Raw genomic sequence first — 26,831 nt, 5'->3', positions numbered from 1 at the left:
AAGGACGAACTCCAAATGATAAATTTACTATTCAACACCGTTTGACATAGTTCCCTTTAATTTGCATAAATTATGCGTTAGCCTTCTTGGCAGTTTCAGCAAGTGCAGTAAATGCAGCTGCGTCACTGATAGCAAGGTCGGCGAGCATCTTACGGTTCATGTCGATACCAGCAACCTTGAGGCCGTGCATCAGCTTGCTGTAGGAAATGTCGTTAAGACGTGCAGCAGCGTTGATACGGGTGATCCACAGGGAACGGTATTCACGCTTCTTAGCGCGACGGTCGCGGAATGCGTACCGGTAGGAAACCATAACCTGAGCGTTAGCAGCCTTGAACAGGCGGTGCTTGGAGCCGCGGTAACCCTTGGCGAGCTTCAGAATCTTCTTACGACGTTTGCGAGTAACAGTTCCACCCTTAACACGTGGCATAGTAAAACCTCCTAGATATACGAGAAAATCTGGAACGAATCAAAGTCGTTCCGAACGTTACGTAATTGCGCAGTGGCAATTACTTCATGTAGGTCAGCATCTGACGGATACGACGCATATCCGTTGCGTGAACTACACCAGACTTGCGAAGCTGACGACGCTGCTTCTTGGTCTTACCGTGGAAACGGTGGGACGTGTAGGCGTGGCCGCGCTTGAGCAGGCCGCTAGCGGTCCGCTTGAAACGCTTTGCGGATGCACGGTGAGTCTTGAACTTAGGCATAATAAATTCCTCCTAAAATACTGGTCCCGGGTCTCCGGGGAGTTAGTACTGACTAGTTTTCCTTGTCAGCCTTTGGCGCCAGGAGCAAGAACATGCTCCGGCCATCCATCTTTGGCTTGGATTCAACAGTTGCGATGTCCTTAGTGGCATCAGCAAGCTTTTCCAACACCTTTTGACCAATTTCCTTATGCGTAATGGCACGCCCGCGGAAACGTACTGAAGCCTTGACCTTAGCCCCCTTGTTCAGGAACTTAACGGCGTTGTTCAGCTTGGTCTGGAAGTCGTTTTCTTCAATTACTGGAGAAAGACGGACTTCCTTGATGTTGATGGTTTTCTGTTTCTTCCGGGCATCACGCTGCTTCTTCTGCAGTTCGAAACGGTACTTACCGTAATCCATGATGCGGGCGACAGGCGGCTTGGCAGTCGGTGCCACAAGAACAACATCGAGGTTGCTCTGTTCGGCAAGAGCAATCGCATCGCGCGTGCTCTTCACTCCGAGTTGCTCACCTGATTCACTAATCAGACGAACCTCGCGAGCGCGAATACCATCGTTGACCATCATATCTTTTGCTATGGTTGTTCACCTCCAGATTTAATCCGAGAGAAAGCCAGAAAAAACGGCCGTGTGAGTGCAAACACACTCCCACGACCGTAAGTAAATATCCGTACGTTATAAGCCTAGAGGTCAGATGACTTGGGCGAGAAGTGGGACTTCTGCTTTTTCTCAACTTAAATAGATTATACTACATTGCGTTCACTGTCAAGGCAAAAGCCAGACAAACAGAAATTTTCTGCAAGCGGCGTGTCTCAACACTCAACCAACCTAGCATACCACGTCAGGCGCCATTGTGCACCTCTGCAACTTCCCCGGTGATAATGAGCGCTTCCGCATCGCGACCGTGAATGACGCGCAGTGCGTGCTTGTAATCGGATTGTTCCACGACCACCAGTAAGAAGTCATGGCCCCACGAACCATCCGTGCCCGAAACCAGAACCAAGTCCACCGCCGCACCGAACTGTGCGCGCAGGTGGTCACGAATGTCATCGAGGTGGTCGCGGCTAATCACGTGCAAGAGCTGCTTGCGATCCAGCCCCGTTTGCATGTAGGTCATCGCCAGCTTGGTAATGCCCAGCGAGAACACCGCCAAAATGAAGGCTTCGATGCCCGCAACCGGAATATTCAGCAGCGATACCAGAATATCAACCACGAACAAACTGGTCGCGGTTTTAACGTGCCAATACTTGAGGAAAATCAGCGGTGGCACCGTCGTTCCCCCACTGGAGGCGTCCACGGCGTACAGCATCGTGAAGCCCACCGCCATGATGACACTCCCAACCATCACGGCCAGGGTCCGGTCACCGACAATTTTGACTTCCGGAATCACGGCCATGATGAGGGGCAACATCAAGCTGCCGTACAGAATGCGCAGTGTCGTGGCTTTAGAGAGCAAGAATGCCGCCAAGATCAGCATGACGATGTTGATGGCCAGCGTACTGATATATACCGGAACGCCCAACAGTTCTTGGACGATAATGGCAATCCCGGTTGCCCCACCGGCCGCAACCCCGTGCGGCGCGAAGAACAGGTTGATGGCCGCCGCGATGACGGCAAGAGCGGCAGTGATGAATGCAAGTCGATATGACTGGCGGCTACGAATGATATTCATGGGTACCTCCGGATTGGGTGCGTGACTGGCTTGCGCTGACAATATGTACGAATTTCTTACTTGTATTATAAGTGTAACATAAATAAAAAAACGCCTCAAACTATCGGCAACGATAATTTGGGGCACCAATTTATTTTTCCGCGAGTTTCTTCTCGGCCGCTTTGGCGTTCTCTTCGCCAATGACTTCCCGCAGCAACTTCTTGCCGTTTTTGTCTAATTCCACTTGTTCAAGCAGGTCAGGCCGGCGCAGGTACGTCCGGCGCAGACTCTCCTTCATGCGCCAACGGTCAATCAGCGCGTGGTTTCCGTTTTGAAGCACGAACGGTACGTCCATCCCCCGGTAACTTGCTGGACGGGTGTACTGCGGATATTCAAGCAGTCCGTTCTGGAAGCTATCCGTTTCGGGTGATTCCGAGTTGCCGAGTACTCCTGGCAGCAGGCGGGCCGTAGCGTCAATCATCGCCATTGAGGCAATTTCACCGCCGGTCAGTACGAAGTCCCCGAGGGAGAATTCATCCGTCACCAGCGTGCGGATTCGTTCATCGTAACCTTCGTAATGGCCACAGATGAACACTAGGTGCTCTTCATGCGCCAGTTCGTCGGCTGCGGCCTGATCGAATTTGCGGCCAGCGGGGTCGAGCAGAATCACGCGCTTGGTCGCTGCGGTTGCTGGATTCTGCGCGTTGATGTCATCCATCGCTTCAAACAAGGGCTCGGGCTTGAGCAACATCCCCGCACCCCCACCGTATGGCGTATCATCGACATGCTGATGCCGGTCGTGCGTGAACTGGCGGAAGTCAATCAGGTTTAAATCCAGTAGCCCGTCTTCCGTCGCCTTACCAATGAGCGACTGCTGCAAGGGCGCGAACATGTCGGGAAATAGCGTCAGTACATCAATCTTCATCTGGATCCAACCCTTCTGGAATATCAACCGTCGCCGTCTTGGCGTTCACGTCGACGGTCAAAACAACACTCTTGATGAATGGCAGCAGCAAGTCGTGCTTGCCCGTGCGCTTAACCACCCACACATCGTTCGGCCCCAGTTCCATGATTTCTTTAACTTGGCCGACCAGCGTGCCGTCTTCAGTCTTAATGTCCATCCCGATGATGTCTTTATAGTAGAATTCATCCTGCTTCAGCGGTGCCGTCTCCAGCGTCGCGGCATCGACCGCGAGCTCCATGCCCTTAAACGGCAGCACTTCATTGATGTCCCCGTAGCCCTCGAATGTGAGCAGGGTGAAGTCCTTATGCTTCCGCTTGCTGGACACAGTGACTGCCTTAGCGGGCTGGCTGAGCACAAACAGCTTGGCCCCCTTCTTGAAGCGTTCATCTGGGAAATCAGTATTGGCCATCACGCGCACTTCACCGCGAATGCCGTGCGTGTTCACGATTTTGCCAACTGGGTAGTATTCAGGCAACTTAGTATCCTCCATCTAATTATGGTGTATTTAGCAATTATTATACTCGATGTGCGGGCTAAAAGAAAAACCTCCGCCAAAACGGCGAAGGTTCATATCCGATTACTGTTTGACGATGTTCAGCCGCACGCGCTTCGTGTATGGTGACTTAACCCCATACACAACCGCCCGCAACGCCTGCGCAACTCGGCCCTGACGCCCGATGACCGTTCCGATATCTTCCGGGTCAACGGTCAGGTCGAATGCCATGTACTCAGCAGTCTCATGCTGGGTCACGGTCACCGCCTCCGGATGGTCGACGAGTGGCCGCACCAACGCTTCAACGAGTGGTACGATCGCAACCGTCATAATTACTTGCTGTAACGAGCTTCGTGGTACTTCTGCATGAGGCCTTCGTTAGAGAGCAAGGTCCGAACTGTGTCGGATGGCTGTGCGCCCTTCTGAAGCCATGCAAGGGTAGCTTCGTCGTCCAGCTTAACTGTAGCTGGGTCTGTGAGTGGGTTGTAGTAACCAAGCTGCTGAATGAAACGGCCGTCACGTGGTGCACGGCTGTCAGCAACAACAACACGGTAGAATGGGTTCTTCTTGGAACCCATACGCTTCAAACGAATCTTAACTGCCATGAGTAAATAGCCTCCTATAATTCTTAACTTGTATAGAATACCAGAAGTTAAATGACGTGTAAAGTGTTTTTTCTTTACAGCTGCAAATTGTCCAGATTTGGGCATTTTCTGTCCGCATTTGCCCGCCAAGCCGTGGCATTCAGCCCGCCGCGGCGGTAAACTGGCCTTATTAACAGGAGGATCAACATGGCACAATACATAATTGGTGTAGACATCGGCACAACGAGCACCAAAACAATTCTGTTCGATATTGCCGGAACGGCGCACGCCAAAAGCAATCAAGGCTACCCGCTAATTCAAGATGCAGTCGGGATGGCGGAACAGGCGCCGGCGCAGATACTGCAGGCTGTCTATTCTGGCATCCGCGCTGTCACCGCCGATATCGCCCCGACCAGCATCGTCGGAATTGCCTTTTCGGCCGCCATGCACAGTTTAATCCTATTAGATGATCAGCAACAGCCACTGACCCGCAGCATCACCTGGGCGGATAATCGTGCAGCCGCAGCGGCAGCAAAGTTAAAGGCAATGCAGGGCGCAACCGCCCGGGAACTACGCACCGGTGTGCCGACCCACCCGATGACGCCGCTCAGTAAGCTGGTTTGGCTCCGGGAAAACCGCCCCGAGCTGATGCAGCAGGCTAAGTACATCGTGGGCATTAAAGAATACGTACTGCTGCAGCTAACTGGTCAGCTGGTAACGGACTACTCGTTAGCAGGCGCCACTGGCATGTTCAACCTGAACACGTGTGATTGGGACGACGCAGCCTTGCACCTTGCCGGAATTACCCGCACGCAGCTGCCACCGCTAGTGCCAACCACGAAGCAATTGGACGGACTGACTGTGGCCGCCAGCAAGGAGACCGGCTTACCGCAAAACACCCCGGTCATCGTTGGTGCCAGTGACGGCTGTCTCAGCAACCTCGGTCTGGGCGCGATTGACGCCGGCGATGTGGCGCTAACCATCGGCACATCTGGCGCCGTCCGCACGGCCTGCAAACAGCCTGTGCCCACAACCGTGACTTTCACCTACTACCTCGCCCCAGATTTGTGGATTCAGGGCGGACCCACGAATAACGGCGGCAACGTACTCCAGTGGCTGGATCGCAGTTTGTTCCCTGATTTTGGTCACGATTACCCCCGACTGCTTGAGACGGTTGGCTCTGTGCCCGCTGGCAGTCATCACCTCCTGTGCTTGCCATTTTTTAGCGGTGAACGCGCGCCCATCTGGGACTGGAACGCCCGCGCCAGTTTCATCGGTCTAACCGCCACCCACACGCGCGCCGACATGGCCCGCGCCGCACTGGAAGGCGTGGCATTTAACTTGCGTGCAATTCTCCTGCGCACTTCCCGGCAGCCAAAACGGATTCTGGCCACCGGCGGATTCGCCCAGAGTAAGCAGTGGGCACAATTGCTGGCCGACAGTCTGGGCCAACCAATCCAGATTCCGGATAACTACGAGAGTTCTGCGCTCGGCGCTGCCATTTTGGGCTTGAATAGTCTCGGCCTGCTTAGTGGTTTGAAGCTGCCCCAGACCACTACCGCCCCCGCTACCATCATCAAACCCAATCCCGCCACGCACACATTTTATGCCGCCTGGTTTGCGCTATGGCAAGATGCTGTGGCCCAGACCGCTACTATCAATCATGCAATTGCCAAATTGAGGGGCTAAGTGGCACTGGTATAGGCGTAGATTTCGTCACCGACCCGGTCACCATCCTTGTAGTCACTGGTTAAATACGGTAATTTTAGCACTCGCTTTACACGAGTGCTAATTAGTGGTACATTATAACTGTAGTGAGGCGGAGGTAGTAATCATCCCCCACTGCAAGTACTAAATAACCACGAAAGGAAGAATCAGTTATGGCTAACGATGAAATGATGACACGGCGGAACAATTGGGCAGAAGACCCATTCTTTAATAATTTAGGACGGCGTTTCTTCGGCCCAGTTGGCGACTGGTTCGACGACTTCGACCGTGGCGTGGGTGCCACCGCAATGAACGGTTTGCCAACCGACGTCAAGGAAACCAAGGACAGTTACCAGCTCAAGGTCGATGTTCCCGGCGTGGACAAGAAGGACATCAAGCTCAGCTACAAGGATCACGTACTGACCGTGGCTGTGACCAAGAAGGAAATTGACGACCACACCGATAAGGATGGCAACTTGCTCATGTCTGAACGGACAACTGGCGCTACCAGCCGTTCATACCAGCTGCCTAACGTTGATGCACAGCACATTGACGCCCAGTACACTGCCGGTGTGCTCACGGTAAAGTTGCCAAAGCTCACCGAAATCACGGACAGCGACAATCACATCGAAATTAAGTAGTTTAACCGCAAACGGGCCGGACGTATTGAGTGCGTCCGACCCGTTTTTTGCCTAATTACTCTGATTTCGGCAACAATGACCTTCAAGTGCTTGGTTGCCCGTGAACACGCCACATAGAGCCGGTGGCGCCTTTTTTTGGCCAAATTTGCCCTTGGCTTTTGTTTTTTTAACAATCAGATGCGCTTCAGCAGTAGTAATTGCGTAAATCGACTTGCACAAGCAGGCCTACGTCGTTAATCAATTTTCCGGACGTTTACAGCGGTATTTTTCACAAACAGCTGGATTTTCCGGCTTCCCAGTGCCATTTCGCAACCCCACCCTCGTCTGTTTACAGCAAATTCCAGTTATTTAATATAAGTGGTAGGTACAACTACCATAATTTTCGGCAATGGTATGCTAAAATACATTCTAGTAAATCATTGGGGAAGTGGGATTGGCAATGCTGCGCTATTTTGGACAACCGAAGTTTAAAGTCACGGATGCGGACAAGCTTCCCATCAGCTATGAATTCCTGATTCGCGAACGCGAAAACGCGGATGAGCGTTGGCACCTGCCAGAAGATTTCAACGCCCTGACGCCCGCAATCATCGAACCGTTGCTGAACGCAACCATCGCCACCCTGCCGGCACACATCAAGCATATTTCCTTCAACCTGGAACTCACCCAGTTCGTTGATCCCACCTATGCGGAAATGGTGGCGCGGATTCAGCAGCAAACCGACGTTCACGTGATTACCGAAGTCACAGAACGCCAAGATTTCCACGTCACCACAACGCAATTCATGGAAGCCGCAGCCGATTTTTACGCGCGCAATCTGGCCGTCGCGCTTGACGACATCGGGCTGGACGGCAACTCGTTGGCACGGCTGTACACGGTGCTGCCGAGCATCGAGGGGTTCAAGTACCCACTGCAAAACCTGCGGCCCTTCAGTGACTTCGGGCGTATCAGCACCGCCATCAAGTACTGGGCGGGCGTGGCCAGCCACAACAACAAACTGTTCGCAGTGGAAGGCATTGAGACCAAGGATGAACTCGACAATCTGCGGGCACTTTACCCCTACGCCTACGTTCAGGGCTATTATCTGGGTAAACCCGAGCTGTTGCCCCTCCCGGATGATCCCGAATACCAGGTCCTGCAAGCAATCAAGGCAAAGCAGATTCGCTGCGCTGCGCAAAAGGAAGCCGATTACTGGACCCATAATCGCGCACTGTAAGTAAAACAAAGAGGACGGAACTGCGTGTTCCGTCCTCTTTTGTGCCCTTATTTGCCAATTCGGACTTGATCAAAGGAAATCAAGCCGTTGGGACTAAGCTGCATGCCGTGTACCTGCGCGTTGGTCAGATGTGCGGCACCACGCTGATAAAAGCTAATGACGCCAACCTCACTGCTGAGAACTGCAGTCGCCCGCTGCATGTCCGCCCACCGCTTAGTTGGGCTGGCAGCATCGACCCCTTCAGCTTTTTTGACCAGCTGATTATATTCAGTATTGTGCCATAAACCCGTATTGTACTGGTTTTGCGCAGTGAACAGGTCGAGGAAACTACTTGGGTCCGGGTAGTTGGCCCCCCAGGCAGAAACCACCATGTCAACATCGTGACTGGTACTCAGCGCCAGGCGGGTCTTAAACGGGACGGACTTGGTATTCACGGTCACCTTGTAGCCACCTGTGCTCAGCTTACCGAACGCCGCTTGCAGGTAACTCAAGGTGTTCTTCGCCCCATCGGTATCATCTGACACCAGCGTGAACTTCAACTCTTTGGTGCCGACCTGCTGCATCCCCTTGGCCAATAGCTTCCGCGCCGCCGGTAAGTCATACTTGGCGTACTTAGCCACTTTGGCACCCGCCTCGGTGGCAAAGTCCGCGCCGTTCGTTCCACTGTACATCATCCCCGCCGGAATCACGGTCGTCGCTGGCTGCGAACCATCACCCAACACTTGCTGGACGAACTGTTTGCGATTAATGGCCATCGACAGCGCCCGCCGCACATCGCGGTTGGCGAAGGCCGGCACCCGCTTGCCATTCATCTCGATGTAAAATGTTGCGTTCTGTGGCACCACGTTAAAGACGGACCGGTTCTGCAATTGCTTAGCCGTATCGCCCGTCACCACCACGTCGTCGAGCTTGCCAGCATCAAATAGCTGCAAGGCGGTCGCGGAGTCCTTCACCACCCGGTTCTTAATAGCCGTCAGGTGGACATTCTTGGCGTTCCAGTAGCGCGCATTCTTCTTTTGCGTCCAACTGCCTGCTGCTTCCCGCCAGCCACTCATCGTGAAGGGCCCGTTGAACGTCAACGTGTGCCCACTGGTGCCGAACTTGTCGCCATACTTCAGCACCTGCTTCTTCTCCACGGGGTAGAAGGTCTTGAGCGTCAGCAACGGCTCGAAGTACGGAATGGTGCGTGAAAGTTCAACTTTCAGGGTGGTCTTATTCACCGCAGTCACCCCCAGCCGGTTAGGTGCCTTCTCACCGCGCATGATGGCATCCGCGTTCTTGAAGCCACTAAACAGGTAGGCATATTCGGACTTGGTGGCCGGATCAACCACCCGTTGCCAGGCGTAAACGAAATCTTCGGCCGTCACCTGCTTACCGTCCGACCAACGCGCGTTTTTGCGCAGCGTAAACGTGTAGGTGTGGTGGTGGTTGCTGACGCGTGCCCGCCCGGTAGCCATGTCGCCCGTCAGCGTCTTGCCGTCGTAACGGTACAGACCGGCGTAGACGTTAGCCATCGCCTGACTGGAAATCGCGTCCGTTGCGCGGGCTGGGTCCATTGTCGGAATGTTGTCGCTCTCCATCCGCGTGAGTACCGTCTGCTTCGGCGCACTGACCGGCTTCTTCCCGCAACCGGCAAGCACCACCGCGATGAGCACGGCGGAGAGCACTCCCAGTTTCAATCTAATCCCCATGAATAAGGCTTCCTCCATCAATCTTCAGGCAAACAGAAAGCGCAGGCCAAAGTCTGCGCTTTCCTTCTTGAAACGTGCTGGCTACTTCTTGCCTTTACGTGCCTTTTTCAGTAACTTCTGTTTGGCCTTCGCCTGCTTCTTCATCATTGAGCGCATGGCCATCTTGCCCATCCGGCCCTTGACGCCGCCGCCTAACATGCTGTCCATGCCGTTCATATTGCCTTTGCTCATCTGGTTCATGAGCTTCTTGGACATGTCGAACTGCTTAATCATGCGGTTGACTTCCTGAACTGGGCGGCCAGAACCGGCAGCAATCCGCCGGCGCCGTGAAGGGTTAAGCAGGTCCGGGTTGGCCCGTTCCTTCGGCGTCATGGAGTAGACCACGGCGCGCATGTGGGCCAAGTCCTTAGGGTCCATGTTCATGTTCTTGAGGGCCGGGTTGTTCGCCATCCCCGGAATCATCTTCATGACGTCTTCCAGTGGCCCCATCTTTTCCATCTGGTCCATCTGCACCAGGAAGTCGTTGAAGTCAAAAGAGTTGGCCTGAATCTTCTCGGTTAATTCTTGCGCCTGCTTCTCGTCGAAGTTCTTCTGGGCCTTATCAACCAGGGTGAGGATGTCCCCCATCCCCAAGATGCGGTTGGCCATGCGGTCGGGGTAGAACACGTCCAGCGCGTCCATCTTTTCACCCTGCCCGGTGAACTTAATTGGCTTGCCGGTGACGGCGCGGATTGAGAGCGCCGCCCCACCACGGGTGTCCCCATCGAGCTTGGTCAGGACAATCCCGGTAACGCCGAGCTGTTCGTTGAACCCCTTGGCCACGTCAACGGCTGCTTGCCCAGTCATGGCATCGACAACCAGCAGAATTTCGTCTGGGTGCGCGATGTCCTTGATGTCGGACAGTTCCTGCATCAGCTTCTCGTCAATCTGCAGCCGACCGGCCGTATCAATCAGGACGTAATCGTTGTGGTTGGCCGCAGCCTGGGCCATCCCCTGACGCACGATTTCGCGCGGGTTGGTGTCGGTGCCCATTTCAAAGACGGGGGCGCCAACTTGTTCACCCACGACCTGCAATTGCTTGATGGCAGCAGGGCGGTAAACGTCGGCCGCAATCAGCAGTGGGCGCGCCTTTTCGGTTTCTTCCAGGTACTTGGTCAGCTTCCCGACCGTGGTGGTTTTACCAGCCCCTTGGAGCCCCGCCATCATGATAACGGTAGGCACCTTGGCGGACTTGTTCAGCGGTACGGCCGCTTCCCCCATCGTCTTGGTCAGTTCGTCGTTAACAATCTTAACAATCTGCTGACCGGGGTTAATGCCGTCCAGCACTTCCGCCCCGAGCGCCTTTTCCCGGACGCTCTTGACGAAATCCTTAACCACGTCAAAGTTAACGTCGGCTTCCAGTAAGGCCAGGCGGATTTCGCGCATCGCATCGCGAACGTCGCTTTCACTTACCTTACCTTTACGACTGAGACTCTTAAATGCCTTCTGTAGGCGGTCGGTCAATCCTTCAAATGCCACGTGTATTCCTCCATCGGCGCCACAAATTGGCGCCACTCATTTAATTTGTTTTCAATTGCTTACGCATCAACCGTGCCCTGAACTGTACCCAGCAGGTGGCGCAAGTCGTCATCATCCGGGTAATGTTCCTTAACGTACTTGCTGAGTGCATCGACCGCGCCGTTGCTGGCGGTGAACTTGGCGAGCATGTGCAACTTGGCCTCGTACTGCTCCAGCGAATGCGCGGACCGGCGGATGTTGTCGTAAACCGCCTGGCGACTAACACCGAAATCATCGGCAATCTCGCCTAAGGAATAATCATCACCGTAGTACAGCTCCAGGTAATCCTGCTGCTTCTTGGTGAGCAGTCCGCGGTAGAACGCGAACAGGTCATTCATGCGGTTGGTTTTTTCTAATTCCAAACAGATTCAACTCCCTACAAGTCGGTAGTTGGGGTCAGCAAAAGCGCAAACCCATACATAGTATAGAATACCGGTGCACGGGCCGAGCGTCAATGTATTCCTACTATACTGCTGGATGCAAAAAGAACATCGGGCCGCGGTCCGATGTTCTGCATGCCACCATATTTTTAACACAGCCTAACCTAATCCTGGCCGAACATGCTATGATGAGGCTAGCACAACCAAACCAACATTGCGAAAGTGTGATTAACATGGATATCGAAGTCTTTAACGGCAAGAAGCAAAAGAAAATGCTGAACGTGAACAGCGTACATGACATTGAAAAGCTCAAGCAGACCATGGGCAAAGACGGCCGGCTACATTACACCGTCACCATCGACAAGCGCAGCTATGGCGTGTCCGACGTTGAAGGTACGCGGATAAAGAAGCTTTTGAACAAGTAACATAAAAATGCGCGATGCACTGGAAAATCAGTGCATCGCGCATTTTGTTTAATGTCGAAAAATTAAATTCTAGTTTTTCAGCGCAGCCTTTTTGTTCTGGTGCCGTGCCAGTGCTGGCATCACGAAGCCCAGACCGAACAAGACGATAACCGAAATGATGTTAAGCCACATCTGGTGATCAAATGCGGCCGTCCCAAACTTGGTGTCCTGCGGAATGAAGCCCATCGTCGCGCAGACGAAGGTGAACAGGAAGCACCAGCCCCCAACAATCATGGCCCCGGTCTTGTTCTTGATGAACGTGTAACCGGACGTGAATTTGTCCTGCTGCGCCCGCAATGCGAGGAAGGCAACGAATACCCATGCCGTCTTGTATGGTGACACAATCCCGTTCAGGTTGAGCAGCCAGTTGAAAATCATGTTGATATCTGGCAGCGTGCCGGCAAGCAGGATGAGGAACAGGCAGATACCCGCGGTCAGCAGGTACGAGTGGATTGGCCGCCCCTGTCGATTCTTCTTGAGCAGCCACTTCGGCATGAACTTAACGGCCGTGTCCGCGGACAGCACCCGGCTGGCAGCGTCAATCAGCACGGCCAGTTGCGCGAGCATGAAGACCAGCTGCGTGCCGGCAAACATGTACAGGAACAGTTTACCCACGTGCCACTGCTGACCAAGATACTGGAAAGCGTAGAACGCACCGTTCATCTTCAGGTCATCAGGCAGGTGGTTGGCGTCGAAGAACACACCCAGGGCCAGGGACCCGAAGATAATCAGGAAACCGGTCATGATGGCCAACATCCACATTGACTTCGGGAATTCCTTCTTCGGGTTGCGCACCTGCTGAATGTAGGTCGCACCCAGTTCCGCACCGGATGTCGCAAAAATCAGCAGCCCGGTCGTGGAGAAGTAGTGCACGGAGAAGTGCGGCTTGAACGCGGACAGGTCGAAGATGTTGCTGGCAGGGTGGTAACCCTTGGCCACGGCAGCAAAAGCCATGAACACGAAGAGCATCCCCATGATGAACATCGCCGCCCCCCCGATGAGCGACGTGATTTCCATCGCGCGGGAGAACACGTTTTCCAGCACAATGAAAATCAGAATCACGGCGAAGGTGAAAATCCCGAACCACATTGGTGACATGTAGTGATCCAGCGTGTTGTCCCCCAGGATGAGCCAGGACAGCGCCACGATGATGGCGTTGGCAACGTCAACCAGGTATGGCAACGTGGAACTCCAGTACATCCAGGACACAACGTAACCCAGTGTGTCGTTGGTCGTCCGGCGCACCCAGGTCGCCAGGCCGCCACCTTCGTGGGTGAAGGTTGTCCCAATCTGGGCAGAAATCAGTGCGTAAGGCACGATGTAGGTTAGCAGCAGAAAAATCCAGGAGAAGATGACGGATAATCCCTGGTTCTGGAATGGGTAGAGAATGTTCTCGAACCCGATAACGGTGACAAATGTCAGCAGGCCCAGTACCTGCCAGGACATGTACTTAGGCTTTTCCTGCCCAAGCAGTGGTGTTTCATTCATTAATTGATCCTCCTAGTTGAGCACAGGCCCAACTTAACTCGCGGTCTGAAGATTAACGTGTATAATGAACACCGGCTTTGACGGCGGCTTGTTGACTGACAGTCCGCTATTGAACGCCACGATGGTTCCCCCTATTCGATAAACAAATTATTTGGCCGAAATTTTAATAAATCATTGCGTAAATTAATTATTGTGGCCTAAACTTAAGTAATTCTAAGATAGTATACCGCTTATCAACGTGGCTGCAAAGATTTTCTGAAAGGACCTTTTGAAATGCATTTAAAAATTGGTATTAGTCCGAATATTTCCGGTGATTATGGCACGATGCCCATCACCCAAATCACAGATGCTCCCATCGGTGCGCTTGGTGCAGCCGTCTTAACTCACGGCGATGAAGCACTCGCTGCGCACCTAGTTGCCAGCCAGCTGCCTCTGCCCATTTTCTGGATTGGTGACCCTGCACCAGCAAAGTTGTCCACAGCGCACCTCCAGACCATTAGTGAGTTGAATCACGCAAATCGTTCTCTAATTACGCAGGCCGCCGCGCAGTACGAAGCCGAGGAAGTGCCCGCATTTGTGCTGGACCTTTTGCAGTTTGCCGAAGATGACCCCACTACCTTCGCCACGCCTGGCCATCACGCTGGCCACTATGATGATTTGGCGCCCGCTGGTTACCTATTCCATCAGGCATACGGCCAGACCTTCTTCAGCAGCGACACCAGTGACGTGGTGACGGCTCTGGGCGACATGCTCACCCACGGCGGCACGCCACTCGCTGCCGAGCAAGCTGCAGCTAAGCAGTTCCACGCCGACAAGACCTACTTCGTCACGAACGGTACCACTGGCAGCAATAATGTCGTCGCCAGTGCCGCACTGACGCCCGGCGACCTGGTTCTCTTTGACCGCAACAACCACAAGTCATTCTACAATGGCGCACTGGCCCAGTGTGGCGCGATCCCGGTCTACCTCGACACCCTGCGCAACGAAAACGCGCTGATTGGTCCGGTCAATTTAAACAACATCAACGAAGCCGCCCTGCGTGCGGAGGTGGCCAAGATCGCACCCGAAAAGGCTAACTTAAAGCGGCCATTCCGCCTGGCAATCCTCGAGCTAGAGACGTTCGACGGGATTGTGCCGGATGCCAAAACGCTCATCAAAACATTCGGGCCGCTCTGTGACTACATCGCCTTCGATGCGGCCTGGGGTGGCTACGAGCCGTTCATTCCAGCGATGAAGGCCATGGACCCACTACAGGTCGAATTAGGACCCGATGACCCCGGCATCATCGTCACCCAGTCCGTCCACAAGCAACAAAGCGGGTTGGCGCAGACTTCCCAGATTCACAAGAAGGACAGTCACATCAAGGGCCAAGCACGTTACATCAGCCACGCACAGTTCAACCACGCCTACCTCAAGCACGTCACGACAAGTTTCTCGTACCCCGTCTACGCCTCACTGGCCGTTAACGTCGCGTTGAACGAAGGCGCGCGCGGGCAAAAGATCTGGACGGATGCCGTGGCCGCCGCCAACGATTTCCGCCGCGACCTGCAGCAAACGCGGCTGTTTAGTGCCTTGAATGCGCCAGAACTGCTGACCACCAGCAATGCAGACGCGACTACGGAAAGTTCCGCTTGGGCACTGCAGCCAAGCGCCAGGTGGCACGGTTTTACCGGCCTCAAGGAAGGTCAAGCATATCTTGATCCCGGCAAAGTCACCATCAAGCTGCCCAAGTCCCACGAACTGGGCGTTTCCGGTTGGCTCGTTGACCGGTACCTACTCGACCACGGCATTGTGCCCGAAAAGGCGGATCCCAACTCCGTGCTGTTCCTGGTGACGCCTGGTTCCGATGCGACCGACTGGCACAAACTGTTAACCGTCCTGCAGCAATTCGAAGCTGATTTCTTCGCGGACAAGACGGTGGCGGAGGTATTGCCCAAGCTAGTCGCCGAAACGGGCACGCGTTATGCCCACACGACACTGCGGGCGCTGGCGCAAGAGTTGTCTGATTTCTTCATCGACAACCAACTGGCCGCCAAGCAAGCCGCCCTCTTCACCGGTAGCAACAACGTTCCGCGCGCAACCACGCCGCGGGCAGCCGACCTCGCATTCGTCCGCGGGCAGTTCACAACCGTCGCCCTCCACGATGCTGTCGGCCACGTCGCTGTCGAGGGGGCGCTGCCATACCCTCCCGGGATCTTCGTTGTGGTGCCCGGTGAAGTGTGGACGACGCCAGCAGTCGCCTACTTCGAGACCCTCTACACCGCCGTCGACCGCTTTCCTGGCTTCACCCCGGAGATTCAGGGTGTCTTCAGTGGTCAGAACAATGTTCCATCAGTGCACGTCATTAAATAGATTCGCTAATTTGGCAAGGGCAGGACGCAATGCGTCCTGCCCTTTTTGCCGTCCACCAAGCAGACAGCATGATATGTATTTCCAGAATTCTGGCCAAAAAAAATGACCGGCTCCCCAGCCGGTCCCCCATACTTATTAAAAATCTATTTTTGGTACTCTCCGGCTCCCCAGCCGGAACGATATGCATCGTCGGAATGCTTGACTAAACTTACATTGAATTGGTAATACTTAAAACCTAAAACTTAAAACTAACGTGCCCATACCAAGCGGTTAACTGTGCTGCTGATGCAGGTCTGTAGAACAACTTGTTCACCCTGGTTAGCACTGACAATCTTACCGTAAACGCTGGTGTTCGTACCTTCGATGTAGCCCTGGTCAGTAACGTTCTTGACCGAGTAAACGTGGTACGTACGTGTGTTGCCGTTGCCGTCGGTGACGGTAACAGGCGAGCCTGCACCCAGAGCCATGATGCGCCCGAAGCTGGATGTGTTGTGGCCGATGATGTGCGTGGACTGACCGTCCGTAACTGACAGATGCGTTTGACCTCCCCAGGTCTGCGCAACGTTACCGGATGGTGCAGTGGTGACGCTCATGCTACCGGTGATCACGCTCATGGTGACCCCCGCAAAGCTGATGGTGTTGCGCCGTACTGCTGGCTTAGCAGCGGTGCGGGTCGCCGTCCGGGTTGCAACGCGGCGCGTAGATGAACTTGCTGCGGTGCGGCTGGAACTGGCTACCTTGCTGCTAGTTGCGGCATGGCTGGAACTGGTGGTGCTAGTTTTAGCAACGGAGCTCTTAACAGCGCTCTTAGCGGATGAACTGGCAACCTGTGACTTGCTGGAAGAACTGCTGCTTGCTGGTGCCTTAGTGGCAACCTTCTTGGCGGTATTCTTCGCAGGTGTCTTAGCTGAGGTCTTGGTCTCAGCGGTACTTACTTGTACCTTTTTCGTAGTGCTGGTCTTCTTGGCAGCTGCGGACTTCTTAACGTTAGCGCCCCCGCGCTGAACTGTCCGTGTGTTGTCATTCGTACTGTTAGCCGCTGTAGCAACTGCACCCTTCCCCAAGAGTGCGACTGTTGTAGCGAGGGCTAAGCCTGCGACAAGACGTGAATATTTAGTTTTCATAATGAACTCTCCTAAACTTACGCTCCCGACGAGCATTCAGGGAAAATCCGTGCTCCCCAGCACATCCCTTTGAACATCTTTAATAATACACCATTAATTACATCTTGCAACCCCTTGAGCGTTATTTTTTCAAATTTTCTCAAAAAGAATAGCACCGACAAATGTTGATAAATCAACGTTTGTCGGTGCTATTCAAGTGGCATAATGAAAACCTTATTGTAGTTTTATATAACGATTAAGCAAGTTTAGTGGAATGCCATTTAATCCTCGCTCAGGGCCGCTACATCAAGGTTTCTATTTGCGGGCATCCTTACGTGAGTAGTTCGCAACATCGGCCTTGACGGCGTTCACAAACATCTCGGCTGACTGGCTCCAAGCCTTATCTTCACCATAACGGCGAACTGATACTGTGGCGGAGTCGAGTTCGGAGTCCCCAACAACGACCGTGTATGGCACCTTCTTGGTCTGGGCTTCACGAATCTTGTAACCCATCTTCTCGTTGCGGTCGTCAATCTTGACGCGCAGACCGGCCTCAACCATCTTGTCGCGGATCATCTTGACGTAATCCAGGTGCAGGTCGTTCTTAACGGGAATCAGGACAGCCTGAGTAGGTGCGAGCCAGGTTGGGAAGGCACCCTTGTACTGTTCGATGAGGTAGGCGATGAAGCGTTCCATCGTCCCCACAATCCCACGGTGAATCATAACTGGCTGGTGTTCTTCGCCATCTGACCCAATGTAGGTCAGGCCGAAGCGTTCTGGCAGCATGAAGTCGAGCTGGATGGTGGACATGGTTTCGTCATTGCCCAGCGCGGTCTTGGTCTGGATGTCCAGCTTAGGACCGTAGAATGCGGCTTCCCCTTCAGCTTCGTAGTAGTCAAGGCCCAGGTTGTCCATGGCTGCCTTCAACATGCTCTGGGACTTGTTCCACATTTCGTCGTTAGCGTAGTACTTCTCGGTGTTCTTAGGGTCGCGGTATGAAAGACGGAAGGAGTAGTCCGTGATGTCGAAGTCTTCGTAAACACTCATGATGAGCTTCAAGATCTTCTGGAATTCATCCTGCACCTGATCCAAGGCAACGAAGGTGTGGCCATCGTTCAGGGTCATGGCACGCACACGCTGCAAGCCGGACAGGGCCCCAGACTTTTCGTACCGGTGCATCAGACCCAGTTCAGCAATCCGCAGTGGCAAATCGCGGTATGAACGAATGTGGTGCTTGTAAATCTGAATGTGGCTTGGGCAGTTCATTGGCCGGAGTTCAAGTTCTTCACCTTCACCCATGTCCATTGGTGGGAACATGTCTTCGCGGTAGTGCTGCCAGTGACCAGAAGTCTTGTACAGGTTCAGGTTAGCTGCAACTGGGGTGTAGACGTGTTCGTAACCATCGGCAACTTCGCGGTCCACGATGTAACGTTCAACCGTGCGGCGAATGGTGGCACCGTTTGGCATCCAGTAAGGCATCCCGGCCCCAACTTCAGGGTCAACGAAGAACAAGTCGAGGTCCCGGCCGATTGTCCGGTGGTCGCGTTCCTTGGCTTCCTGACGGCGCTTAGCATCCTCTTCCAGGTCACTAGCCTTGAAGTAGGCCGTGCCGTAAACCCGCTGGAGCATTGGGTTGGAAGACTTACCTTCCCAGTAGGCCCCGGCAACACTGAGCAGGTCGAAGTGCTTGAGCAACTTCAAATCTGGCAGCAGTGCACCTTCTTCAAAGTCGAAGAAGTCGCCGAGCTTGTGGCCGGAGATTGGGTCGCCAGCGTTTGCCGCGAGCTGGCTCTTGAACTGGTCGCCCTGGTAACGCGCCTTGGCGTCAGCGGCACTGATTGAAGCGAGTTCAATCTTGCCCCCAGCCTTAATGATTGCGGCCATCTTGTTCTTGATGGCTTCGAGGTCAGTTACCGCAACCTGGCCGTTGTCCTTGTCGGTGTCGTAGAAGAAACCGTCATCCGTGGACGCACCCTGACCAAAACGCAGGCCGGGGAACAACTGGGACAGAGCGTCTGCCAGCACGAAAGCAGCGGTGTGGCGCAGCACTTCGAGGGCTTCCTTGCTGTCTTGGGTGATGATCTCAATGGCGCCGTCAGCAGTGATTGGGGCGAGCAGGTCAACCAGCTTGCCGTCAAGCTTGCCGGCGAGGGCCTTCTTGCCGAGGGAAATGCTGATGCTGGAAGCAACATCCTTGGTGGTTACACCGTCGTCAAAAGACTTGACGTTGCCATCTGGAAAAGTAAGTGAAAGTGACATGTGAATCTTCCTTTCTTATTTGGCGCACACGCGTCGTTAATAACTAGTTTGAATCGAAGTGGCGGGAACAAAAAAAGTCCCCAACGTTAATTGCTTAACGTCAGGGACGAATTACTTCGCGGTTCCACCCGGATTGGCAGGCGCACGACACGCCTGTCCTCTCAAATACCCGTAACCTGGGCGAGGGCCAATACTGGCAATCTCGGGAAGTGGTGCGGTTTGCTATCTACGTCGTTTGCAGCCTTGGCGACGCTCTCTGGTTTAGCCAACCTTTTGTTCCGTCTTCGATACTCGTATTAAACCACACGTAATTCAGAATTGCAATAATTTGCAAGAAATCCATGCAGAAATTGTGAACACGTGTCTGTGAACCGCTGTCATATTGTGCTTATTCTTGCGTATCGCGGCGGTTTGGACCCTCAATCGTGATCTGCTTAGTTAAGAAATTCACGCGTTCCATAATCCGGCTCGCCTTAATGGATTCCTCATCCCCGCGTTCGTTACCGGCCAAAAAACCCTGCAGTTGCTTTTTATCCTTGTTGGAGGAGAAGCAAACGGGCAGCTGCTCCTGCATGCGGTATTGGAGAATGACGCCCAGTACCTCATCTCGGAACCACGGACTGAAGCTTTCAGAGCCGATATCATCCAGCATCAGCACGGGCACCTTCTTGATGGCCTCAATCCGTGCCAGAACTCCGCCATCCTTAATCGCATCCTTCATCTCCACAGCAAAGGTCGGCAGGTGAAGGAGCAAGACAGCAACCCCCCGGCGTGCAAGTTCATTCGCCATGGCCCCAAGCAGGTAGGTTTTGCCCACGCCAAACGGTCCGTAGAGGTACAGGCCAGGGGCAAAGCGTTCTTTGTCCTCGCCGACCTGCTTAACAAAGTTGTACGCCGCCACAATCGCCGCTTCCCGGCCACTGTTCTCGTCGTACTTATCCAGCATCGCACTGCGTACATCGCGCGGTACGTTCTCCATGCGCACCAAGTGTAGCCGGCGACTGCGTTCGTCATCGGCCACCTTCTGGGCACTGGGCTGGTACTCGATGTCGATGAGGTGCCCAGCCACCACAAGCCGCGGCACATAGCCCGGTGCAAAGGCGTCGGGACCGCCACTCTTTGACCGCTGCCGAATGTATTCGTAGAGCTTGGCCGCGCCACGATCAGCCGCGTCGGGGGCCAATTCGTCGGCGTGGTCGTGCAAAAATTGTTGCACGTCCGCATCCGCCATGACGGTCTTCTTCATTTCGTTGAAGCGCCGCGTAACGCCCCGGCCCTTCATCATTTCTTGGAGGTGTTCAGATAGATTATCCATTATGAATCTCCCTTACCGGAATTTTGCAGACGCGCCCGGGCTTCCGCAATTGCCTTCTTCGCTGAATCCGAAATCGGTCCAGTCGGCGCCTTATAATCCGCCTTCGCCCAATCTGGCACCGGCTCTTTACGTTGTTGCCGGCCGTAATTACTCCGCCTGTGGCCTTGACCGGACTTTGCCGCATTGCCCGCCTTGAAGTTCTGGATTTCAACCAGCGCCTTTTCCGGGGTGTCGACCTTATCGCGAATCCAGCCGTTGGCCACCGAGTTCAGGTAGGCCGCACTGATGCTCGCGCGGTTTTGCAGGACGTAATAAACCAGCACGTTCAAAGTGGCCGTATTAAACACATTGCGTTCAAGTAAGCCCTCAACCGCAAACCGCTCATTATCCGCCACGAACATATTCGGGTCTTTGGCCTTCTTGGTTACTTCCAAGAACTCACGGGTTGGCAAAGTCTTCGCCTGCTGCAGCACAGTTAATTCGGCCGCCGAGAACTTAGGGGTGTCGGCCTGCGTTGGCGTGGTTGCTGCCTCTGGTTCGGTTTGTTCGTGCGCCACTTTGGCCGCCGCAATCGCCGCACTAGTGGCGTGCAGTCGACTCGTGCCCGGCTTGGAGTAGGTTTGTTCCGCTTCCCGCCGCAGTCTGGCTTCGCTGATTTCACCGGTCAAAAGGTCCAGCGAGCGTTCAATCAGCCGACTCAAACTACTGGTGCCCAGTCCGTAAAAACCGGCGATCTGGGTGATTGCGTGCTGGTGGGCGGCCAGCTGTCCATCCGCCAGCCCAACGTGGTCTAGCTGCCGCGTCAGTAGTTCCCAGTCGACGTGGTTCTTGCTGATTGCGACGGCTGGCTTAGCCGGGCGCGTCGTGGCCGTACGGACTTCCCGCACCGTTGCGGGCGCTGCCGTCACCTCTGCCGTAACGTGGAACACATCCGTGAACTTCTTGCTGATGTCGTGCATGTCACTACGCCGAACGGGGGTCACCGTGAAGCTGGCACTAATTTCGCGATATCGCTCCTCACCTACAGTGTCGTAAAGTGCGACGCTGAATAGGTCGTCGGCAAAGAACTCTTCCGGCCGCAGCGGCGCGTACATTTCGTACACATAATGCCGCGCTGTATCGAACTGGGTGTACGTCTTAATGAGGCCGACCGCTTCTAGCCGAACGCGCGCATCGTACAATTCATCCAGACTAATCGCGAGGGTCGCAAGCAAGTTCGTGTGGGCGCGCCGATCCTGGGTAAACATCGGGTGCTGCTTCACCTGGGCCCACAGACTGCCATAGAGTGCGGACGCCACCGCCCCAATGAGTGGCTGGTACAAGTAGACCAGTGTCTTCCGGTCCAAATCCGTTAACAGCTCGGCCTGGGTGACCAGATAGTCATCCTGGGCCATAAAGTTCGCTGGTGCTGCCATGGACTCTCCTCCTTCCGCATAGAACAAGTACGGCCCGCCCATCACTGGGTCGGGCCGCATCCTGTTAGTTACTTGTTCTTTTCTTTATTCATCATGTCCTTGAGTTCATCCATGAACACAGACATGTCCTTGAACTGGCGGTAAACACTGGCGAAACGAATGTACGCCACGTCGTCAACATCCGCCAGCATGCTCATCACATACTCACCGATGCTCTGACTGGACACTTCATTCTCCCCAATCGCCCGCAGTTTGGTTTCGACTGACTCGACAATCTGCTGCATCTGTTCCATGGTTACCGGACGTTTTTCCGCCGCACGGATAAGTCCGCGCAGAATCTTCTCCCGGTTAAACTCTTCACGGGTACCATTCTTCTTGATGACGAGTAATGGCGTCTGTTCAACGCGTTCGAATGTGGTAAAGCGATAACCGCAATTCTCACACTCACGGCGCCGCCGAATTGCGGCCCCGCCATCGGTTGGCCGTGAATCAACGACCCGTGAACTATTTTTATGACAATGTGGACACTGCACGGACTAATCCCCCATTACATGGTATGCGTTTCTAGCGAGCACGAAAAACGATAATAACTCTCGGTGATGATTATACCAAATTTTTGATGTGACGTACTAGTTGCATTACTTGAACATGACGCAATTCTTCTGGACCCATCGTATTCACGGTAAAATCAGCCTGCTGTACCTTGCTACTGAGCGGCATTTGGGCCTCAATGCGGTGCCGAGCCTGCACTTGCGACAGACCATCCCGGGCCATGATGCGCTCGAGCTGATATTCTTTGTCAGCCACCGCCACCACGATACCATCAAAATACTCTTGGTACTGCTGCTCAAACAGCAGTGGCACATCACCCACCACAATTTCTGCGCCCGTCGCCACAGCTGCATGCAGTTGCCGGACAAATTCGCGGCGAATTGCCGGCTGCATGAGCGCGTTCAGCCGCCCCAACGCTGCATCATGACCAAAAACCAGTTGCGCCAGCGCGGGCCGGTTCAACGTGCCATCTTGGTCCACAACTTCCGCGCCAAATTCAGTGGCAATCGCCGCCAGCAGCGGACTGCCTGGCGCCACCACCTGCCGCGCAATCGAGTCGGCATCCACCACTGGGAAACCCAGTGCTGCCAATTCACGGGCAATCGACGACTTCCCGGTCGCAATGCCGCCCGTCACCCCTAACTTATACGTCATTGGCTAACCCTCGCTGGGCGCAAGCTGGCAGTGGGGGCAAAAGTGTGTGCCGCGCCCGCCAACTTTAATCTTTTCAATCGGCGTTCCGCAACGCAGGCACGGCTCACCAGTCCGGCCGTATACGTTCAGCTTGTTCTGGAAGCCGCCTTCCTTGCCGAGCGCATTGACGTATGAATGCACCGTCGTCCCGCCCAGGTCAATCGCCTGGCTAAGCTCCGCGATGATGTTGTCGTGCAGCGCCTGCACCTCTTCCGGCTGCAGACTGTTGGCTGGCCGTTCTGGGTGAATCTTGCTCATCCACAGCGTTTCGTCGGCGTAAATATTGCCGACCCCCGCAACCGTAGCCTGATCCAGAATCACGGACTTAATGGCCTTCTTGTGCCGGGCGAGCTTGCTGGCAAAATCGGTCACCGAAAAGTCCGCGGCGGTTGGCTCTGGGCCAATTGTCGCCAGGCCCGCCGTCTGCATTTCTGTCCCGGTCTGCACCAAGGTCATCCGGCCGAACTTACGCGAGTCAAAGTAGCGTAATTCGCTGCCATCGGTGAATGTGAACCAGACGTGCGTGAAACGGGCATGCGGTTCATCATGGTCTTCCATCAGCGCATACTTACCTTCCATGCGCAAATGGCTAATAATCGTGTTGTCCCCGCTGAGCCGCAGCAAGAGGTACTTCCCGCGCCGGTCGACAGCGATGAACCGCTGCCCAATGAGTGCATCGCGAAAAAGCTGGAGTCCCCCATTCAGGATTTTCTCCCAGTCGGTTCCCACCTGACTGATTTGCTTGCCAATAATAAGACCCGACAGATTCCGCCGCACCGTTTCAACTTCTGGTAATTCTGGCATGACTACCCCACCAATCTATTAATAACTTGATATCAGCGTACACCGAATGCCGGCATTACGCCACTACTTCGCATCGTACCACGTATCACCGTAATTGCTCTCAACCTTCAGCGGCACATCGAGCTTGACGGCCGAATCCATGACTTGCGGCACGAGCTTAGCCAGCACTGCAACTTCACTGCGCGGCGCCTCAAAAATCAGTTCGTCATGAACCTGCAGCAGCATCTTGGCCTGCAGGTGGTGTTCCGTGAGCGCCTGCTGCATCCGTACCATGGCAACTTTGATGATGTCCGCGGCACTGCCCTGGATCGGCGTGTTCATCGCGGTCCGCTCTGCAAAGCTGCGCAGGTTGAAGTTACGGCTGTGAATATCGCGCAGGTACCGGCGCCGGTTAAACAGCGTCTCGACGTAGCCATCCTCGCGCGCCTTGGCCACCATCTTGTCCATGTACGTCTTCACGTCCGGATACTGCTCGAAGTAACCGGCAATGAACGCCTTGGCCTGGCTACGGGTAATCCCAATGTTCGCGGCGAGCCCGAAGTCCGAAATCCCGTAAACAATCCCGAAGTTAGTCGCCTTAGCCTGCCGCCGCATGTCTGGCGTTACCTGATCCGCAGAGTCGAGGCCAAAAATCTTCATCGCGGTGTTCGCGTGAATGTCGCGGTCCTCCTTGAACGCCTCCTGCATGTTCTTGTCGCCCGAAATGTGGGCGAGGACTCGCAGTTCAATCTGGGAGTAGTCGGAACTGAAAATAACCCAATCCGGCTTGCTCGGCACGAAGGCGTACCGCACCTGCTTACCGAGACCGCGCGCCGGAATGTTTTGCATGTTCGGATCCACGGAGCTCAGCCGGCCCGTCTGGGTGAGCGTCTGCAGGTAGCGCGTGTGAATCTTGCCATCCGCGTGCAGCGCCTTTTGCAGCCCGTTAACGTAGGTCGACTGCAGCTTGGCCAGACCGCGCCAGTCGAGAATCTTCTGGATGATTGGGTGACTAGACTTCAGCTGTTCAAGCACGTCGACACTGGTCGAATAGCCAGTCTTGGTCTTCTTAATCACGGGCAGGCCCAGCTCTTCAAACAGCACTACGCCCAGTTGCTTGGGAGAGTTGAGGTTAAACTCGCGGCCCGCTTCGTTGTAGATTTCCTGTTCGAGCACATTCATGCTGCCAGTCCACTGCTCGCCCATACCTTGCAGGACGTCAGCATCCATCGTAATCCCGGCCATTTCCATCTGGGCGAGCACGGTCGACAGGGGCAATTCGAGGTCTGTAAACAGCGCGCTTTCATCCTGCTTAGCCAATTCAGCCAACAGTTGTGGCCGCAATGTCAGCAGCGCATCCGCTTTTTGTGCCAGGAAGTTGCAGAAATCCGCTTTTTCCGGCATGTGCAACTTCGCACCCTTGCCGAAAACGTCGACATCGGCCTGCAACTGCATGTAATCGTGGTTGCGCGCCAGGGTACCCAGGTCAGTGCTGTTATCGTCTGGATCAAGCAGGTAGGACGCCAGGAGCGCATCGAAGTCGGGGTGTAGATCCACACCTGCCCGACTGCCCGCAACAATATTGCGTTTTGCATCGAACACCGTCAGCTGGCGGGCCGCGTCGCCCAGCCACATGCTGAACTCAAGGTCACCAAGGAGCGAAACGTCGGTGCTGACAAAAATCTGGTTCGCATCCGCAACCATGAAGCCGCGCAACGCTTCCGTGTGGTAATTATCCCCCAGCATGGACAATTCAAAGGCGACGGGCGCCTTAAGTTGCATCGCCAGCGCCAAATTGTCGGCAGTCAGTTCGGTGTATTCAACCTGCTTCACCGCAACCGGCACCGCGCCCAACCGCTTCAGGGCCGACTTCATGTCCATTTCGGTGAAGAAGTCGCGCAACGTGTCCACATCGGGCCCCGCATAATCGATATCATCCAGCCCGATAGTGAGCGGTGCATCCAGCCGGATGGTCGCCAGGTCCTTACTCATGAAGGCATTATCCCGATCATTAATCAGGTTTTCCTTCATTTTGCTCTTCTTGAGTTCGTCGACGTGCGCGTAGAGGTTTTCGATACTACCAAACTCCTTAATGAGCTTGATCGCCGTCTTCTCCCCCACCTTGGTTACACCCGGATAATTGTCGGACGTGTCACCCATCAGTCCCTTAAGGTCGATAAACTGCTTGGGCGTCACTTCAAACTTATCCTGCATGTGCGCCGGCGTGTAGCTTTCAGTCTCCTGCACGCCCTTAATCGTCACCGCGACCGTCACGTTATCGGTGGCTAATTGCGTCAAGTCACGGTCCCCGGTCACAATCGTTACGGTGTCGCCCGCTAAGTCAGCCTGGTGGGACAGGGTACCGATGATGTCATCAGCCTCATAGTTCGCCAGTTCGTAGTGCTGAATTCCATAACCTTCCAGCATTTGCTTAATCAGTGGCATCTGCTCAAGCAATTCTTCCGGCGTCTTCTGGCGGCCGCCCTTATAGTTGTCGTACTTCTTGGTGCGGAAAGTGGTCTTCCCCGCGTCGAAGGCCACCAGCACCTTATCTGGGGTGTCCCGCTTCAGCAAGGTCGCCAGCATGTTGTCGAAGCCAAAAATCGCGTTGGTGTGCACCCCCGCGTGGTTGGTGAAGTTATCCAGTGCCGTATAGGTGGCATAGAACGCCCGAAACGCAACTGAGTTCCCATCGATTAACAATACCTTGCTCATATATCCTCCTGTAATGGTGGCGGCAAAATCTGCCGCACCCCGCACGTAAAGCGCCATATCCGAAATTCCGTCTACTACCATTCTACCATAAGCGGCATTTATCCTTACG

At 54.5% G+C, this 26,831-nt stretch carries 25 protein-coding genes; 5 read left to right on the top strand and 20 right to left on the bottom strand.

Features of this window, described 5'->3' with window-relative positions; all coding sequences use genetic code 11:
• Positions 1–70: 70 nt before the first annotated feature.
• The 8 genes from rplT to rpsP form a co-directional block, all read right to left on the bottom strand.
• Positions 71–427: a 50S ribosomal protein L20 gene (gene rplT / locus FC18_RS08195; RefSeq protein ID WP_054679780.1), complete on the bottom strand. Its 357-nt coding sequence runs from the start codon at positions 425–427 to the stop codon at positions 71–73.
• Positions 428–506: 79 nt separating this feature from the next.
• Positions 507–707, bottom strand: a complete 201-nt coding sequence (gene rpmI / locus FC18_RS08190) for a 50S ribosomal protein L35 (protein ID WP_054679784.1) — start codon at positions 705–707, stop codon at positions 507–509.
• 52 nt (positions 708–759) lie between these two features.
• Complete coding sequence (gene infC, locus FC18_RS08185; RefSeq protein WP_054679882.1) at positions 760–1,266, bottom strand: translation initiation factor IF-3; 507 nt, start codon at positions 1,264–1,266, stop codon at positions 760–762.
• A gap of 277 nt (positions 1,267–1,543) precedes the next feature.
• Positions 1,544–2,374, bottom strand: coding sequence for a YitT family protein (locus FC18_RS08180; RefSeq protein WP_056976022.1), 831 nt, complete (start codon positions 2,372–2,374; stop codon positions 1,544–1,546).
• A gap of 130 nt (positions 2,375–2,504) precedes the next feature.
• A complete protein-coding gene (gene trmD / locus FC18_RS08175; protein WP_054679793.1) occupies positions 2,505–3,278 on the bottom strand; it encodes a tRNA (guanosine(37)-N1)-methyltransferase TrmD in 774 nt (257 codons plus the stop codon).
• Positions 3,268–3,792, bottom strand: a complete 525-nt coding sequence (gene rimM / locus FC18_RS08170; protein WP_054679796.1) for a ribosome maturation factor RimM — start codon at positions 3,790–3,792, stop codon at positions 3,268–3,270. Before rimM ends, trmD begins: the two co-directional genes overlap by 11 nt.
• A gap of 102 nt (positions 3,793–3,894) precedes the next feature.
• Complete coding sequence (locus tag FC18_RS08165) at positions 3,895–4,140, bottom strand: KH domain-containing protein (protein ID WP_054679798.1); 246 nt, start codon at positions 4,138–4,140, stop codon at positions 3,895–3,897.
• Between the two features lie 2 nt (positions 4,141–4,142).
• A complete protein-coding gene (gene rpsP / locus FC18_RS08160) occupies positions 4,143–4,415 on the bottom strand; it encodes a 30S ribosomal protein S16 (protein ID WP_054679800.1) in 273 nt (90 codons plus the stop codon).
• 186 nt (positions 4,416–4,601) lie between these two features.
• On the opposite strand from rpsP, the gene FC18_RS08155 reads away from it, so the two are divergent.
• The 3 genes from FC18_RS08155 to FC18_RS08145 all read left to right on the top strand — a co-directional run bounded on the left by FC18_RS08155 (position 4,602) and on the right by FC18_RS08145 (position 7,955).
• Positions 4,602–6,083, top strand: coding sequence for a gluconokinase (locus tag FC18_RS08155; protein WP_054679804.1), 1,482 nt, complete (start codon positions 4,602–4,604; stop codon positions 6,081–6,083).
• A 191-nt stretch (positions 6,084–6,274) separates the two neighbouring features.
• Positions 6,275–6,742 (top strand): Hsp20/alpha crystallin family protein, encoded by a 468-nt coding sequence (locus FC18_RS08150; RefSeq protein WP_054679807.1) that lies wholly within the window; start codon positions 6,275–6,277, stop codon positions 6,740–6,742.
• Between the two features lie 439 nt (positions 6,743–7,181).
• Complete coding sequence (locus FC18_RS08145) at positions 7,182–7,955, top strand: EAL domain-containing protein (protein ID WP_156300948.1); 774 nt, start codon at positions 7,182–7,184, stop codon at positions 7,953–7,955.
• A 47-nt stretch (positions 7,956–8,002) separates the two neighbouring features.
• Here the strand turns inward: FC18_RS08145 and FC18_RS08140 are convergent, their stop codons facing one another.
• From FC18_RS08140 to FC18_RS08130, 3 genes are all read right to left on the bottom strand, one after another.
• Positions 8,003–9,646, bottom strand: a complete 1,644-nt coding sequence (locus FC18_RS08140; RefSeq protein ID WP_056976020.1) for a peptide ABC transporter substrate-binding protein — start codon at positions 9,644–9,646, stop codon at positions 8,003–8,005.
• A gap of 81 nt (positions 9,647–9,727) precedes the next feature.
• Entirely contained in the window at positions 9,728–11,164 is a 1,437-nt protein-coding gene (gene ffh, locus FC18_RS08135) for a signal recognition particle protein (RefSeq protein ID WP_056976018.1), read from the bottom strand.
• Positions 11,165–11,223: 59 nt separating this feature from the next.
• Entirely contained in the window at positions 11,224–11,565 is a 342-nt protein-coding gene (locus FC18_RS08130; protein WP_054679820.1) for a putative DNA-binding protein, read from the bottom strand.
• Between the two features lie 251 nt (positions 11,566–11,816).
• Here FC18_RS08130 and FC18_RS08125 point away from each other — a divergent pair, with 251 nt between their 5' ends.
• Complete coding sequence (locus tag FC18_RS08125) at positions 11,817–12,008, top strand: hypothetical protein (protein ID WP_056976015.1); 192 nt, start codon at positions 11,817–11,819, stop codon at positions 12,006–12,008.
• 69 nt (positions 12,009–12,077) lie between these two features.
• Here the strand turns inward: FC18_RS08125 and FC18_RS08120 are convergent, their stop codons facing one another.
• Positions 12,078–13,535 (bottom strand): APC family permease, encoded by a 1,458-nt coding sequence (locus FC18_RS08120; protein WP_054679825.1) that lies wholly within the window; start codon positions 13,533–13,535, stop codon positions 12,078–12,080.
• A 273-nt stretch (positions 13,536–13,808) separates the two neighbouring features.
• Between FC18_RS08120 and FC18_RS08115 the strand changes: the two genes are divergently transcribed.
• Complete coding sequence (locus tag FC18_RS08115; RefSeq protein ID WP_056976014.1) at positions 13,809–15,887, top strand: Orn/Lys/Arg family decarboxylase; 2,079 nt, start codon at positions 13,809–13,811, stop codon at positions 15,885–15,887.
• 248 nt (positions 15,888–16,135) lie between these two features.
• Here FC18_RS08115 and FC18_RS08110 read toward each other — a convergent pair whose 3' ends face one another.
• From FC18_RS08110 to polA, 8 genes are all read right to left on the bottom strand, one after another.
• The gene (locus tag FC18_RS08110; protein ID WP_054679829.1) at positions 16,136–17,011 is read right to left on the bottom strand and encodes a sortase domain-containing protein; all 876 of its coding nucleotides are present in this window, start codon (positions 17,009–17,011) and stop codon (positions 16,136–16,138) included.
• Between the two features lie 294 nt (positions 17,012–17,305).
• Positions 17,306–19,249: a threonine--tRNA ligase gene (gene thrS, locus FC18_RS08105; protein ID WP_056976012.1), complete on the bottom strand. Its 1,944-nt coding sequence runs from the start codon at positions 19,247–19,249 to the stop codon at positions 17,306–17,308.
• A 388-nt stretch (positions 19,250–19,637) separates the two neighbouring features.
• Positions 19,638–20,564, bottom strand: coding sequence for a primosomal protein DnaI (gene dnaI, locus FC18_RS08100; RefSeq protein ID WP_054679833.1), 927 nt, complete (start codon positions 20,562–20,564; stop codon positions 19,638–19,640).
• Positions 20,564–21,979 carry a replication initiation and membrane attachment family protein gene (locus FC18_RS08095; protein ID WP_056976010.1) on the bottom strand — a complete coding sequence of 472 codons (1,416 nt, stop codon included), beginning with the start codon at positions 21,977–21,979 and terminating at the stop codon, positions 20,564–20,566. The genes dnaI and FC18_RS08095 overlap by 1 nt, the downstream gene beginning before the upstream one ends.
• A 68-nt stretch (positions 21,980–22,047) precedes the next feature.
• Entirely contained in the window at positions 22,048–22,512 is a 465-nt protein-coding gene (nrdR, locus tag FC18_RS08090; RefSeq protein ID WP_054679841.1) for a transcriptional regulator NrdR, read from the bottom strand.
• Positions 22,513–22,582: 70 nt separating this feature from the next.
• Complete coding sequence (gene coaE, locus FC18_RS08085) at positions 22,583–23,185, bottom strand: dephospho-CoA kinase (RefSeq protein ID WP_054679844.1); 603 nt, start codon at positions 23,183–23,185, stop codon at positions 22,583–22,585.
• 3 nt (positions 23,186–23,188) lie between these two features.
• A complete protein-coding gene (mutM, locus tag FC18_RS08080; RefSeq protein ID WP_056976008.1) occupies positions 23,189–24,028 on the bottom strand; it encodes a DNA-formamidopyrimidine glycosylase in 840 nt (279 codons plus the stop codon).
• Positions 24,029–24,091: 63 nt separating this feature from the next.
• On the bottom strand, positions 24,092–26,722 hold the full coding sequence (gene polA / locus FC18_RS08075; RefSeq protein WP_056976006.1) for a DNA polymerase I: 2,631 nt from the start codon (positions 26,720–26,722) through the stop codon (positions 24,092–24,094).
• Positions 26,723–26,831 lie beyond the last annotated feature (109 nt).

This window comes from Lacticaseibacillus sharpeae JCM 1186 = DSM 20505 (assembly GCF_001436225.1).
GTDB lineage: Bacteria > Bacillota > Bacilli > Lactobacillales > Lactobacillaceae > Lacticaseibacillus > Lacticaseibacillus sharpeae.
The sequence above is the reverse complement of the archived record's forward strand: the minus strand, read 5'-3'. Positions and strand labels throughout refer to the sequence as shown.